Origin of the sequence: Bacillus sp. FSL M7-0003, from assembly GCF_038628485.1 — a bacterium.
Lineage (GTDB): Bacteria > Bacillota > Bacilli > Bacillales > Bacillaceae > Bacillus > Bacillus safensis.
The window spans coordinates 1392165-1405617 of the sequence record NZ_CP152024.1; the positions used below are offsets into that span (position 1 = coordinate 1392165).

The following is a 13453-nucleotide window of genomic DNA, read 5'->3' on the forward strand; positions in this document are numbered from 1 at the left end:
TACAGTTAGAAGGACTCAAAAACGAGTGGTCAACCAATGTTTCGACAACGATCTTAGTGGCTATTATATACAGGAGTCATATGAGTATTTTGGGTTATCCTATATCTGTATGTATAAATGGATTCACGACAAATGGACTGTTAAAAGAAAGGAAGAGGTGACTTTAGAATGGCTGCAAAAACAAAAAAAGCAATTGTTGATAGCAAAAAGCAATTTGATGCCATCAAAAAGCAGTTTGAAACGTTTCAAATTTTAAACGAAAAAGGCGAAGTCGTAAACGAAGCGGCAATGCCGGATCTTTCAGATGACCAATTAAAAGAATTAATGCGCCGTATGGTGTTTACACGAGTATTAGATCAACGTTCAATTTCATTGAACCGTCAAGGACGTCTTGGCTTCTACGCGCCAACAGCTGGACAAGAGGCTTCTCAGCTTGCAACTCACTTTGCACTTGAGAAAGAAGATTTCATTCTTCCAGGATATCGTGATGTACCACAATTAATCTGGCATGGTCTTCCGCTAACAAAAGCATTCTTGTTCTCTCGCGGACACTTTGTTGGTAACCAAATGCCTGAAGATGTGAATGCACTTTCACCGCAAATCATTATCGGTGCTCAAATCATTCAAGCTGCTGGTGTAGCTCTTGGTTTGAAAAAGCGCGGTAAAAAAGCTGTTGCAATCACTTACACTGGTGACGGTGGAGCTTCACAAGGTGATTTCTACGAAGGTATTAACTTTGCAGGGGCTTACAAAGCGCCAGCGATTTTTGTTGTCCAAAACAACAGATATGCGATCTCTACACCTGTTGAAAAGCAGTCTGCTGCACAAACAATTGCGCAAAAAGCAGCTGCAGCTGGTATCGTAGGCGTACAAGTTGACGGTATGGATGCATTAGCTGTTTATGCAGCAACTGCTGAAGCTCGTGAGCGCGCTGTAAATGGTGAAGGTCCAACATTAATCGAAACTCTTACATTCCGTTACGGCCCACATACAATGGCTGGTGACGATCCAACAAGATATCGTACAAAAGAAGATGAAAACGAGTGGGAGCAAAAAGATCCATTGGTACGCTACCGCAAATTCTTGGAAAACAAAGGCCTATGGTCTGAAGAAGAAGAGAATAAAGTGATTGAAGATGCAAAAGAACAAATCAAACAAGCGATCAAAGAAGCTGACGAACAGCCTAAGCAAAAAGTCACTGACTTGATTGAAAACATGTACGATGTAAAACCATTCAACTTAGTTGAACAGCTTGAAATTTACAAACAGAAGGAGTCGAAGTAAGCCATGGCGCAAATGACAATGATTCAAGCGATCACTGATGCGTTACGCACAGAACTGAAAAATGACGAAAACGTTCTCGTTTTCGGAGAAGACGTTGGTAAAAACGGCGGCGTATTCCGTGCGACTGAAGGATTGCAAAAAGAGTTTGGTGAGGATCGTGTATTCGATACTCCACTTGCTGAATCTGGTATTGGCGGTCTTGCTATTGGCCTTGGACTACAAGAATTCCGCCCGGTAATGGAAATTCAATTCTTCGGATTCGTTTACGAAGTATTAGATTCTGTTTCTGGACAAATGGCTCGTATGCGTTACCGTTCTGGCGGACGCTGGCATTCTCCAGTGACAATCCGTTCTCCATTCGGCGGGGGAGTTCACACACCTGAGCTTCACGCTGACAGCTTAGAAGGTCTTATCGCACAACAGCCTGGTATCAAGGTTGTTATTCCTTCAACACCTTACGATGCAAAAGGACTTTTAATTTCTGCAATTCGTGACAACGATCCTGTAGTGTTCCTTGAGCATATGAAACTTTATCGTTCTTTCCGTCAGGAAGTTCCTGAAGAAGAGTACACAATTGAAATCGGTAAAGCTGACGTGAAACGTGAAGGTTCTGACCTTTCAATCATCACTTACGGTGCAATGGTTCACGAATCACTAAAAGCTGCTGAAGAGCTAGAAAAAGAAGGCGTTTCTGCTGAAGTGATCGACCTTCGCACAGTAAGCCCGCTTGATATTGAAACAATCATCGCTTCTGTTGAAAAAACAGGCCGTGCGATCGTTGTTCAAGAAGCACAAAAACAAGCTGGTATTGCTGCAAACGTAGTAGCTGAAATCAATGACAGAGCGATCCTTAGCTTGGAAGCACCAGTACTTCGTGTAGCTGCACCTGATACTGTATTTGCTTTCTCTCAAGCTGAGAGCGTATGGCTTCCAAACCATAAAGATGTACTTGAAACAGCGAAGAAAGTTCTTGAATTTTAATTAAATGACAGAGGGGAAAAGAATTTATTTCTCTTCCCCTTTATCAATTACATGACCGTGTAAATATACACAACAAGGGTTCAACAAAATCTAGGAGGCGAAAAACAGTGGCATTTGAATTTAAACTTCCGGACATCGGAGAAGGTATCCACGAAGGTGAGATCGTTAAGTGGTTTGTTAAACCAAACGACGAAATCAATGAAGATGACGTTTTAGCAGAGGTACAAAATGATAAAGCAGTTGTAGAAATTCCTTCACCTGTTAAAGGAAAAGTATTAGAATTAAAAGTTGAAGAGGGAACAGTTGCAACTGTAGGACAAACAATCATTACGTTTGATGCACCTGGTTACGAAAATCTTCAATTTAAAGGCAGCGAAGAAGAAGGCGAAGCAAAAACTGAAGCTCAAGTACAAGGTACTGCTGAAGCTGGTAACGAGCCAGAGAAGAAAGAAGTAGCACAAGAAGAAGCGGCGGCAGCAACTGGTGCAGGCGCACAAGAGCAAGTAGACGCTGATCCAAACAAACGCGTGATCGCTATGCCATCTGTACGTAAATATGCTCGCGAAAAAGGCGTTGAAATTTACAAAGTTGCAGGTTCTGGTAAAAACGGCCGTGTGTTAAAAGAAGATATCGACAGCTTCGTTAATGGTGGTTCTGCAGCTCAAGAGGCAGCACCTCAAGCAGCTGAAAGTGCGAAAGAAGAAGCAGCTCCAAAAGCGGCAGCAGCTCCAGTTCTTGAAGGAGAATTCCCAGAAACTCGCGAGAAAATGAGCGGAATCCGCAAAGCAATCGCAAAAGCAATGGTGAACTCTAAGCATACAGCTCCTCACGTAACATTAATGGATGAAGTTGATGTAACAAACCTTGTTGCACATCGTAAACAATTCAAACAAGTTGCAGCTGATCAAGGAATCAAGTTAACTTACTTGCCTTACGTTGTAAAAGCTCTAACTTCTGCTTTGAAAAAGTACCCAGTACTTAACACTTCTATCGATGATAAAACAGATGAAGTTGTTCAAAAGCATTACTACAACATCGGAATTGCAGCTGACACTGAAAAAGGCTTGCTCGTTCCAGTTGTAAAAAATGCAGATCGCAAAGCGATTTTCGAAGTTTCTAACGAGATCAATGAGCTTGCAACAAAAGCACGTGATGGTAAATTGGCTCCAGCTGAAATGAAAGGTGCATCTTGCACAATCACAAACATCGGTTCTGCTGGTGGACAATGGTTTACTCCAGTCATCAACCACCCAGAAGTAGCGATCCTTGGTATTGGCCGAATCGCTGAAAAAGCGGTTGTTCGTGATGGCGAAATCGTTGCAGCTCCTGTCTTAGCTCTTTCCCTAAGCTTTGACCACCGTATGATTGACGGAGCTACTGCGCAAAATGCCCTTAACCACATCAAGCGTTTATTGAATGATCCACAATTAATTTTAATGGAGGCGTAATGTCATGGTAGTAGGAGATTTCCCAATCGAAACAGATACTCTTGTCATCGGTGCAGGTCCTGGTGGATATGTAGCTGCTATTCGTGCTGCACAGCTTGGACAAAAAGTAACAATCGTTGAAAAAGGAACACTTGGCGGTGTATGTCTAAACGTTGGCTGTATCCCTTCAAAAGCATTAATCAATGCTGGCCATCGTTTTGAAAATGCTAAGCATTCTGAAGACATGGGTATCAAAGCTGAAAACGTAACAGTTGATTTCACAAAAGTTCAAGAGTGGAAAGCTTCTGTTGTTAATAAGTTAACAGGTGGAGTTCAAGGTCTTCTTAAAGGAAATAAAGTAGACATCGTCAAAGGTGAAGCTTATTTCGTAGACAGCAACTCTGTACGTGTAATGGATGATAATTCAGCACAGACTTACACTTTCAAAAATGCAATTCTTGCAACTGGATCTCGTCCAATTGAATTGCCTACTTTTAAATACACAGACCGCGTGATCAACTCAACTGGTGCTTTAGCGCTTAAAGAAGTACCTAAAAAGTTAGTTGTCATCGGTGGTGGATACATCGGTACTGAGCTTGGTACTGCTTATGCAAACTTTGGAACAGAAGTTGTGATCCTTGAAGGTGGAGACGAAATCCTTCCAGGTTTCGAAAAGCAAATGAGCTCATTGGTTAAACGTAACCTGAAGAAAAAAGGAAACGTTGAAATCCATACAAACGCTCTTGCAAAAGGCGTTGAAGAAAAATCTGATGGTGTCACTGTTACGTTTGAAGTAAAAGGCGAAGAAAAAACAGTTGATGCTGATTACGTACTTGTGACTGTTGGTCGTCGTCCAAACACTGATGAGCTTGGTCTTGAGCAAGTTGGTGTTGAATTGACTGACCGCGGAGTTGTCAAAACAGACAAACAATGCCGTACAAGCGTATCTAACATCTATGCAATTGGTGACATCGTTGATGGACCACCACTTGCTCACAAAGCTTCTTACGAAGGTAAAATTGCAGCTGAAGCAATCGCTGGAGAGCCAGCTGAAATTGATTACCTTGGTATTCCTGCTGTTGTATTCTCTGAGCCAGAACTTGCAACTGTTGGATACACTGAAGCAGAAGCAAAAGCAGAAGGAATCGAAATCGTTGCAGCGAAATTCCCATTCGCAGCGAACGGACGTGCACTTTCTCTTGATGCAACTGATGGCTTCATGAAAATGATCACTCGTAAAGAGGATGGTCTAGTTATCGGTGCTCAAATCGCAGGTGTTGGCGCTTCTGATATGATTTCAGAGCTTAGCCTTGCAATCGAAGCTGGAGTGACTGCTGAAGATATCGCTATGACAATTCACGCTCACCCAACATTAGGTGAAATTACAATGGAAACGGCTGAAGTAGCAATCGGAAGCCCAATCCACATCGTAAAATAATGAAACCTATGAAACCCTCTCCTTGATGGAGAGGGTTTTTTTTGGCGCCCTGAACACCATATGAAAAACCCCTCATGAGGTGAGGGGTTTTTTCATATGGATATATATAAGTGCAAGGTTAATATCATTAGTTTGTATTGACGCGGTCTAAAGCATGACATAAAGGCGATAAGATCTCTTGTTTACTGCGGACATTTCCTTCCACCTTCACGATCACTTTTTCATCATTGACAAGTAAAATAGCCGGTAATTCGTCCACTTCATTTTTCCACCCTTTACGATCTTCTTTTACAATCATTTTTGACATTTCCTTAGGGTATTCATTTTTTAAATCGAGGACTGCATCATAATAAGGGCTTTCTTTATCAAGGTTTTCTGCATCAGTAAAAAAGAGAATTCTCGGTTTTTGAATATGACGGACTTGGTCGGTCTGATTCGGTATGATATACGCAAATGAGCATGAACTAAGTACAAAGAGCATGGGGAATATAATGAGAAGTGTCCTCATAAAATTCAATCTATTCACCTCAAAATCATTTGGGGTTGTCCCAACATTTTTAGGAGCTTGTTCCCTGTTAGTCACTCTAGTGTATCATGTCCCTTTTGACAATTTTCGATTGTTACTCAATTGTTACAGAATTGATATGAAGCAAAATACAATTGAAACGTTCCCTCAATATGATAAGAAAAAAGCACATATTTATAAAAAATGATTAAATGTGTCATACAATTAACCGTTGACAACTTAAATGTGACATCATATTATAGAAATAAGAAATAGATCAAACGCTTTCAAACTATGAATGAAGAAAAGGGGAATGTACGTGGGTACAATTATTTGTCAAGATTGCAATGAAACCATTGATCAATTTGAAAATGAAAAAGTGACAACGCTATACGGAACGTGTGGTCACTGTCATTGCTGTGATGAAGCCTCTGAATAAATAAAAAAGCATGCAGCTCCATTTGGGGCTGCATGTTTCTTTTTTATAAAATTGGTTTTTGTTCCTTAATCACACGGATCATTTCAAGCGTTGAATCTTCAGGTCCTTGGACAGGGAGACCAATTTCAATATTTTTAAAGATATACGATATATTTTCTTCTGTGATAATTTCACCTGGTATAAAAATCGGAATACCTGGCGGATACACCATCACAAACTCTGCGATAATGCGGCCGACTGCTTCCTTAAATGGAACGACTTCCGTTGTAGCGTAAAAGGCGTCACGCGGCGTCATAGCAAGCGATGGGATCTCAGGCAGCAGCACTTCCGTTACTGCTTGTTTGCCGCTCTCACGAGTAGAGGCTGCGGCAATTTCCTGCATCGCCGTCACGAGCGTATCAATTGTCTCATCTGAATCGCCAGGTGTAACGATACATAAAATGTTGTAAAGGTCAGAGAGCTCTACTTCAATTCGATAGCTTTCTCTCAGCCATTTTTCGACATCATGTCCGTTTAACCCAAGGTCTTTAATGGAGATAATTAATTTCGTTGGGTCATAATCGTAAGTGGAAGCTGAACCGAGTACTTCCTTGCCAATGCAGGTAATGCCTTCAATTTGATTCAAGCGGTCTCTCGCTGATTCAGCTAAACGAATTGCTTCTTGAGCTAGTGCCTTTCCTTCAGTGGCTAATCGTTTTCGAGCGACATCAAGTGACGCTAAGAGCAAATAAGAAGTGGACGTTGTCGTCAGCATACTCAAAATCGATTGCACTCGGTCTTTTGAAACAAGCCCTTCCTTCATATTTAAAATAGAGCTCTGCGTAAGAGAGCCGCCGAGTTTATGGACACTTGTTGCGGCCATGTCGGCACCTGCCTGCATCGCAGAGAGGGGAAGCTCATCGTGAAAATGTATATGCACACCGTGTGCTTCATCGACAAGGACAGGCACATCAAATGAATGGGCAATGTCTACGATTGATTTTAAGTCAGCTGAAATACCAAAATACGTTGGATTAATGACAAGCAAACCTTTCGCATCTGGATGCTCAGTGAGCGCCTTTTTGGCTGATTCAGGTGTAATACCGTGAGAGATGCCAAGTTCTTTGTCTATTTCTGGGTGAATAAAAACAGGAACTGCGCCAGAAAATACAATCGCGGACATAATTGATTTATGGACATTACGCGGAACGATAATTTTATCTCCAGGCCCGCATACCGTCATCACCATTGTCATGATAGCGCCGCTTGTGCCTTGAATGGAGAAAAACGTATGATCAGCACCGAAGGCTTCAGCAGCAAGCTCCTGTGCTTCTTTTATCATCCCTCGAGGTGAATGTAAATCATCGAGAGGTTCTATATTAATGAGGTCAATGCTTAATGCATTGTTGCCAATGAATGCTCTAAATTCAGGATCCATTCCGGCTCCTTTTTTATGGCCTGGAATGTGAAATTGGACTGGATTGGTTGCTGCGTGTTTTTTTAGTCCAGTATATAAGGGTGTATCATGTTGTGACAATTGCTTTCCCACCTTCATCGAAATACCTGCTATTATTGTGCCAATTACAGCAGATTTCATTGCATAAAACAAAAGAATTATATTATGAACTGATCGGAATGTAAAGCATAAATCAATCGGTTTCTGATCAAACAGATGCTATAATAAAAGTTCAAATGAGAAATGAGTGTTAAAGTGAGGGACAAGTAAATGGAATATCAATATCCAATGGATGTCGACTGGACGACAGAGGAAAAAATTGCAGTCATTTCATTTTTTCAGGCTGTTGAAAAAGCCTATGAAAAAGGAATTGCGAAGCAGGAGTTATTAGATGCTTATAAACGATTTAAAGAGGTTGTGCCATCAAAAGCAGAGGAAAAAACGCATTGTGCGGCGTTTGAAAAGGGAAGTGGGTATTCCCCTTATCGTGCAGTGAAAACCGCAAGAGAGGCAGAAGAGACTGCTATTATACGTATGTAAAAAACGAGCCTATAAAGGCTCGTTTCAGCGTGCAGACAAACCCTCGCATTCGGTGTCAGGCCTGCGTGCCGGTGCTCACGAATGTCAAATTCGCTCCGCGCCGGTACTCGTCCTTCCTAGACTTCAAAGGTTTTCTATCACGCTGAAAAAGAAGACAAAGGGCTAAAATCAAAATCATTTTAGCCCTTTGTCAACAATTTGAATCGAGCCTATAAGGGCTCGTTTTTTTATACAGATTCTTTCTGTGTGAAGCGGTATAGATACGTCAGCGTGCGGAAAGCATTTTCGATTTTCGATAGGAATTCTTCATTATTCATTTGAACGACTTCCTCTCTAGGCAGCTGAATGCCGCACAGAAGCTCGGCTTTCTTCACTGTTTGAACACGTTCAAAAAGCGTTTTCAGCTGTTCGGAATCTAGTTCGCTGTGAAGCATGACATCTGGTTTCATATGATCTTTAGACCAAACAAAATCTTGCGGTATTTTCTGCTGGATGGTGTCTAGCTCTTTTTCAAATAGCTGGCCGTACTCACCCTTAACTGGAGATTCATAAATGAGCGCAAACCAGACAAAGACATGTGTTTTCCAAAGCCCAATTTGAAAATGAGGGAGCTTTTTATATCCGCGCTTACTGTTTGCAAAAGCAACCCATGTATCATTTGGCGGGTTGACAGATCTTCTAGCATGCTTTGCGACGTGTACAAACATTTCGTCTCCTGTAATAGAAGAAAGAAGTGGTGCAAAATGTTCGCCAAGTGCCTCAAGCTTTGGACGGACTCTTTCTTTTAATACAGTCATTCGTTCATCTAAACCATCAACTGTGAATGTTTCAAAATCTTCATCTCTAAAACGCATTTCACTCATGTTATGCCTCCTGTATCTTTTCGCTGATCATATTTTATCATAGCTTGGGTCAAGCTCAAAAAAAGATGCACCGGCAGATAAAAGGGCGTGGTGCAGCGTTTAAAACCTTTCATTTTGTGGTACATCATTAATAGGTAAAGACACAATTTTCAGAATGTCGTTGCGGTTATGCGATCGCTTCATACGATATAAGCAAGAACCATTTCTCTTATCGATTGAATTTTTATCAATGAAAACTGACAAGGAATGAATCATTCTCTGGAAGGGGCGTTGACCAATGAAGCAAATCGTGAAGCAGGGCTATAGACAGGAGAAGAAAAATCGCATCGCTGTGTGGAGATTAGAGGTTGATTATGAGCTTTCTACGCTTCATGAAGCCATCGAACAAAAAGATGACATCCAAATCGAACGCAGCAAACGAAAGCTTGAGCGCCTAAGAAAAGAATGGGAGCAGCTTCAAGGGTAAAACAGCGTGAGGTAAAAACGAACCAATTCATCGGTTCGTTTTTGTATGAAGCTGCTTTTTTCTTGCTTTTACGTACATAATATCAGTATGCTATTACAAATAGGTCCTACATAGAAAAGAGGTTTACAATCTGATGACAAACTGGGTGGAAATTGACCGTCTTGCAAAGCTCTGGGTAAAAGAAGCAGGAAGCCGTATTAAAGCGTCCATGCAGGAAGGTCTATCAATTGAAACAAAATCAAATCCAAATGATCTAGTCACGAATATCGATAAAGAAACAGAACGTTTTTTTATTGAAAAAATACAGTCGACATTTTCAGATCATCACATTTTAGGAGAAGAGGGACAAGGGGAAGAGGTGACCTCACTCGATGGAATTGTGTGGATCATTGATCCGATCGATGGCACAATGAACTTTGTCCATCAAAAACGCAACTTTGCCATTTCAATCGGGATATTTGAAAATGGTGTGGGGAAAATCGGTCTTATTTATGACGTCATTCATGACGAGCTCTACCATGCCATTAAAGGAGAAGGAGCCTATATGAACGATATCCTGCTCCCTCCATTAAAAGATGTGGAGATTGAAAAAGCCATTGTGGGGATTAATCCGACATGGGCGATCGAAAACCCTTATTTTGACGCCAAACCATTTGCCCGTCTTGTGCGTGACGTGAGAGGGACACGAACGATTGGATCAGCTGCCCTTGAGCTTGCTTATATTGCAAGCGGCAGAAGTGACGCATATGTCACCTTAAGGCTTGCGCCGTGGGATTATGCAGCGGGCTGCGTACTGCTTGATGAAGTAGGGGCCGTTTACTCAAATATTCACGGAGAACGTCTTACGTTCCTAGACAAAAACAGCATAGTGGCTGGAAATCGATCCATTTGTGAAAAAATCTTGCATGATTACATAAAAGGAAGCGGAAATAAAAAATAAAACGACATCACTTCATGAGAATGAAGTGATTTTTTGTTTTTCCTGAAACTTTTTGGTAAGGCAGATGTCTATACGAATGAGGCCTTAATTTCATGTAAAGGATTGTGTATCAATGTTTGATTTGTTTAGTGATTTATCGCTCCATTTTGAAAGGTATTTTATTTTAAATGAGTACAGTATCCACATCATTCAATGGTGTGTACTTGGACTATTTGTCCTGTTCGTGACACTCCCCATATGGAAAGAAAAGAAGAGTGGTTATGTATTTTATGCTGGAATCGTATTAAGAGTTGTTCTGCTTGGCGGGATGACAGTTGAAATGATCCACCAAGTTCTGTCTAGACAGTATACGATCGAAACATTCGAGGTGCTGACAGATTTTATGCAATTTCTCATTTATGGGTATGTCTTGCTTGCATCACTGTACTATGTGATTACTCTTCCTTATTTAAAAAATAAAGGTATGTTCTTTGTTTTTGATTTATCTGTATTACTTCTGCCTTTATGTCAAACAGTGTTTATTGTGTTTGCTGAAAGCAAAAAGTTCTTTCTTAGCGGTGATACGGGGCTAGTATGGAGAGATATGATCACCATTTTGCTTATGGCTTGCTTCGCCGCTTTGGTGCTGCACCTTTTCTTTCGCTTGTTTTGGCACCGAAAGTGGAAGGAATTGCTTTTCTTCTATGGCTTAATTTTCGCAGCCTTGCTTTATATATTTTATCCTTCTATCTCGAAGTATGAGCTCCAATCTTCATTTAAATCGATAGTCATTTTAGCGGCAGCAGCAGGAAGCTTTATGACGATTGATTTGTTATCTGCTTTACTACGGGACAAGCTGAGATTAAGGCAGTGGGGCGCTGGTTGTATAGCTGTCTTTTTTCTGCTGTTACTCAACCCGGTTGTCAATATTCCTCATACCATGTTCCAATTTACCAAAACGGAACTGGTAGATACTTTTTCACAAGAATATCGCCCTTTATCAGCAGTGAGTGCAAAAGCATTCGCTTCAAAATTTGTACCAGAGGATCAATCGCTTTATTTAAATGCTAGTCATCAGCCTATCCCTTATCATTACGTGTTTGCAGATGATCAGTATGAAGTGAATATGTCTGCGTTTACAGGTGAATTAAGCGATTTTTCTTATCGAGGTCGTGTAGAGGGAAAGGAGATGACCGATAAAGAATATAGGAAAAAAACCATCGAATTTTTCGAAAGAAGCGGGCGGTCAATCGATCTACAGCGCATTCAATTAGCTGTAAAAAAAGAGGACGGAGAGACGGACGTTCTTCTTCTGCCAAAAATGTCTCAGAATGAAGAGGACAGTTTAGCGTCTGCCACCTGGAAAAAAGGGACGCTTCGACAAGCGCGATACGTAAACGCCATCTTTCAATTAAAGGATATAGACGGAATCCATTTAACAGAAACGGAGATAAAAAACAGGATCAACAGTATTTATAAACATTTAAATTTAAAGCCGCCAGCTTATCAAATCACAGGCATTGATGAATTTTATTTTAATTGGCAGCATGAAGTGAGGGTCACAACTAAAGATCAATCGGAGTTTCTGTTTAATGGCTCAACAAAAGAAGTTATCAGCTTTAAGCTGTCAAAAGCGATTCTTCAACAGAAAAAAGGGAACGTCAGCGATGAAGATTTGTTAAAAATCATAGGGAAAACGCCAAAAGACGTAAGGAAAGAAACAGGTACTAGTGAAAGCAAACAATATACGTTTAACCGTTCCTCTCATGTCGTCAATCTGTTTAAAGGGGATGATGGAATTGAGTTGAGAGTACAATCAGATTCTTCAATCCCGCACGCAGTATCTAATCAAGATCGAGAGGACGTCTATCAGCAAGTACTTAAAAGGTATAAACCATATACGATCTATAAAAAACAAATAAAACCTGTGAAGATGATCGACAAAGAAGGGAACATCGACATTTCATGGCTTGTCATCATACAAACCTTCGGATCAAATGAGCATAAAATCTATGAAGTGAATGGACGAACAAAAGAGGTGCATCGTTTTGACAGATAAAGAAAAACAAGCCATCTTTCAAGACTTATATGAACTGTATCAAGAAGGGGATCTGGGAGCCGAGGCAGCGAGCTGGATGAAGGCACACGAGCAGCAATTTCAGCATGTAGACACGGGTAAAAAGCAGTCTTCATCGCCGATGAAAGGTCAGAATGACTATGACGAGTTAAAACGTATGAAAGGGTTTATTTACTCGTTATATTTCTTTTTTATCGTTTTATCGATTTGGATGACTGTGTGGTTTTATTTTTGATGTCCAGACCAGCAGACCAAATTGAAAAAATCTATGAAGAATATTTTCAGGAAATCACTAAATATTTATATCGCCGGACGGGAAATATGGAAACGGCCAAGGACCTTGCACAGGACGTATTTATGAAGGCACTGCATGGGTTGTCCTCCTTTAAGGGACATTCAAGTATGAAAACATGGCTTTATACCATTGCGTATCACACATTTGTGAATGATTATCGCCGAAAAATAAGATGGACTTTTACGAACGTAGAGGAAATAGATTTCTTAGAGCAGCAGTCGTTCACGACACCAGAAGATCACATTGAAAAACAAGCTGATATAGAAAGGCTGTGGCATCATATTTATCAGCTGAAGGATTCCTACCGGGAGGTCCTTATTTTAAGAGATATTCAAGAATTGTCATATGAAGAAGTAGCTGAAATTTTGAATTGGAGTTTATCTAAAGTCAAAACAACCCTTCATCGAGCCAGATTAGAGCTGAAGCGAAAGCTACATTGTGAGGAGTTCAATAAATGAGCTGTTATTTGATTGAAGAATTGTTACCACTTTATATAGAGGGGGACACAAGTGCAGAAACAAATAAAATTGTTGCAGAGCACTTACAATCCTGCGAGAGCTGCCAACACCTTTATCACGAAATGAAAGAGCCAATAACCTTTATACAAACCCCTGATCTCATGCCATATATAGATGAAAAGGAAGAAAGAAGAAAATTCGAAAAGCGCTACTATGGCAAGCTGTTATATCGAGCAAGTATCGCGTTTTGTATGGGATATGTCGTGATGATCATTCTTTATTGGCTGAAATAAAAAACCCCCATCTGGATAAACCAGGTGGGGGTT

General features: G+C 40.7%; 15 protein-coding genes. 12 read left to right on the forward strand and 3 right to left on the reverse strand.

Features of this window, described 5'->3' with window-relative positions:
• The first annotated feature begins 168 nt into the window (after window positions 1-168).
• The 4 genes from pdhA (at window position 169) to lpdA (ending at window position 5130) form a co-directional block, all read left to right on the forward strand.
• Window positions 169-1284: a pyruvate dehydrogenase (acetyl-transferring) E1 component subunit alpha gene (gene pdhA / locus MHI23_RS07075; RefSeq protein ID WP_024424754.1), complete on the forward strand. Its 1116-nt coding sequence runs from the start codon at window positions 169-171 to the stop codon at window positions 1282-1284.
• Between the two features lie 3 nt (window positions 1285-1287).
• Window positions 1288-2265, forward strand: a complete 978-nt coding sequence (gene pdhB, locus MHI23_RS07080; RefSeq protein WP_012009824.1) for a pyruvate dehydrogenase complex E1 component subunit beta — start codon at window positions 1288-1290, stop codon at window positions 2263-2265.
• Window positions 2266-2372: 107 nt separating this feature from the next.
• Entirely contained in the window at window positions 2373-3713 is a 1341-nt protein-coding gene (locus MHI23_RS07085) for a dihydrolipoamide acetyltransferase family protein (RefSeq protein ID WP_024426891.1), read from the forward strand.
• Window positions 3714-3717: 4 nt separating this feature from the next.
• On the forward strand, window positions 3718-5130 hold the full coding sequence (gene lpdA / locus MHI23_RS07090; protein WP_024426892.1) for a dihydrolipoyl dehydrogenase: 1413 nt from the start codon (window positions 3718-3720) through the stop codon (window positions 5128-5130).
• Between the two features lie 127 nt (window positions 5131-5257).
• On the opposite strand, the gene MHI23_RS07095 is transcribed toward lpdA, so the two are convergent.
• Window positions 5258-5638, reverse strand: a complete 381-nt coding sequence (locus MHI23_RS07095) for a hypothetical protein (protein WP_223250976.1) — start codon at window positions 5636-5638, stop codon at window positions 5258-5260.
• Window positions 5639-5954: 316 nt separating this feature from the next.
• Here MHI23_RS07095 and MHI23_RS07100 point away from each other — a divergent pair, with 316 nt between their 5' ends.
• The gene (locus MHI23_RS07100; protein WP_003212464.1) at window positions 5955-6074 is read left to right on the forward strand and encodes a GapA-binding peptide SR1P; all 120 of its coding nucleotides are present in this window, start codon (window positions 5955-5957) and stop codon (window positions 6072-6074) included.
• A gap of 43 nt (window positions 6075-6117) precedes the next feature.
• Here MHI23_RS07100 and MHI23_RS07105 read toward each other — a convergent pair whose 3' ends face one another.
• Complete coding sequence (locus tag MHI23_RS07105) at window positions 6118-7590, reverse strand: aminotransferase class I/II-fold pyridoxal phosphate-dependent enzyme (RefSeq protein ID WP_341053254.1); 1473 nt, start codon at window positions 7588-7590, stop codon at window positions 6118-6120.
• A 189-nt stretch (window positions 7591-7779) separates the two neighbouring features.
• On the opposite strand from MHI23_RS07105, the gene MHI23_RS07110 reads away from it, so the two are divergent.
• Window positions 7780-8049: a UPF0223 family protein gene (locus MHI23_RS07110; RefSeq protein ID WP_024424759.1), complete on the forward strand. Its 270-nt coding sequence runs from the start codon at window positions 7780-7782 to the stop codon at window positions 8047-8049.
• A 227-nt stretch (window positions 8050-8276) separates the two neighbouring features.
• Here MHI23_RS07110 and MHI23_RS07115 read toward each other — a convergent pair whose 3' ends face one another.
• On the reverse strand, window positions 8277-8912 hold the full coding sequence (locus MHI23_RS07115; protein ID WP_171464198.1) for a DUF1054 domain-containing protein: 636 nt from the start codon (window positions 8910-8912) through the stop codon (window positions 8277-8279).
• A gap of 277 nt (window positions 8913-9189) precedes the next feature.
• Here MHI23_RS07115 and MHI23_RS07120 point away from each other — a divergent pair, with 277 nt between their 5' ends.
• The 6 genes from MHI23_RS07120 (at window position 9190) to MHI23_RS07145 (ending at window position 13420) form a co-directional block, all read left to right on the forward strand.
• The gene (locus MHI23_RS07120) at window positions 9190-9378 is read left to right on the forward strand and encodes a hypothetical protein (protein WP_024424761.1); all 189 of its coding nucleotides are present in this window, start codon (window positions 9190-9192) and stop codon (window positions 9376-9378) included.
• Between the two features lie 133 nt (window positions 9379-9511).
• Window positions 9512-10318, forward strand: a complete 807-nt coding sequence (locus MHI23_RS07125) for an inositol monophosphatase family protein (protein ID WP_342492401.1) — start codon at window positions 9512-9514, stop codon at window positions 10316-10318.
• 112 nt (window positions 10319-10430) lie between these two features.
• Complete coding sequence (locus MHI23_RS07130) at window positions 10431-12356, forward strand: hypothetical protein (protein WP_342492402.1); 1926 nt, start codon at window positions 10431-10433, stop codon at window positions 12354-12356.
• The gene (locus MHI23_RS07135; RefSeq protein ID WP_034623302.1) at window positions 12346-12609 is read left to right on the forward strand and encodes a hypothetical protein; all 264 of its coding nucleotides are present in this window, start codon (window positions 12346-12348) and stop codon (window positions 12607-12609) included. The genes MHI23_RS07130 and MHI23_RS07135 overlap by 11 nt, the downstream gene beginning before the upstream one ends.
• Entirely contained in the window at window positions 12609-13127 is a 519-nt protein-coding gene (locus MHI23_RS07140; RefSeq protein WP_029707654.1) for a sigma-70 family RNA polymerase sigma factor, read from the forward strand. The genes MHI23_RS07135 and MHI23_RS07140 overlap by 1 nt, the downstream gene beginning before the upstream one ends.
• Window positions 13124-13420: a zf-HC2 domain-containing protein gene (locus tag MHI23_RS07145; protein ID WP_024426899.1), complete on the forward strand. Its 297-nt coding sequence runs from the start codon at window positions 13124-13126 to the stop codon at window positions 13418-13420. The genes MHI23_RS07140 and MHI23_RS07145 overlap by 4 nt, the downstream gene beginning before the upstream one ends.
• The last annotated feature ends 33 nt before the right edge of the window (window positions 13421-13453 follow it).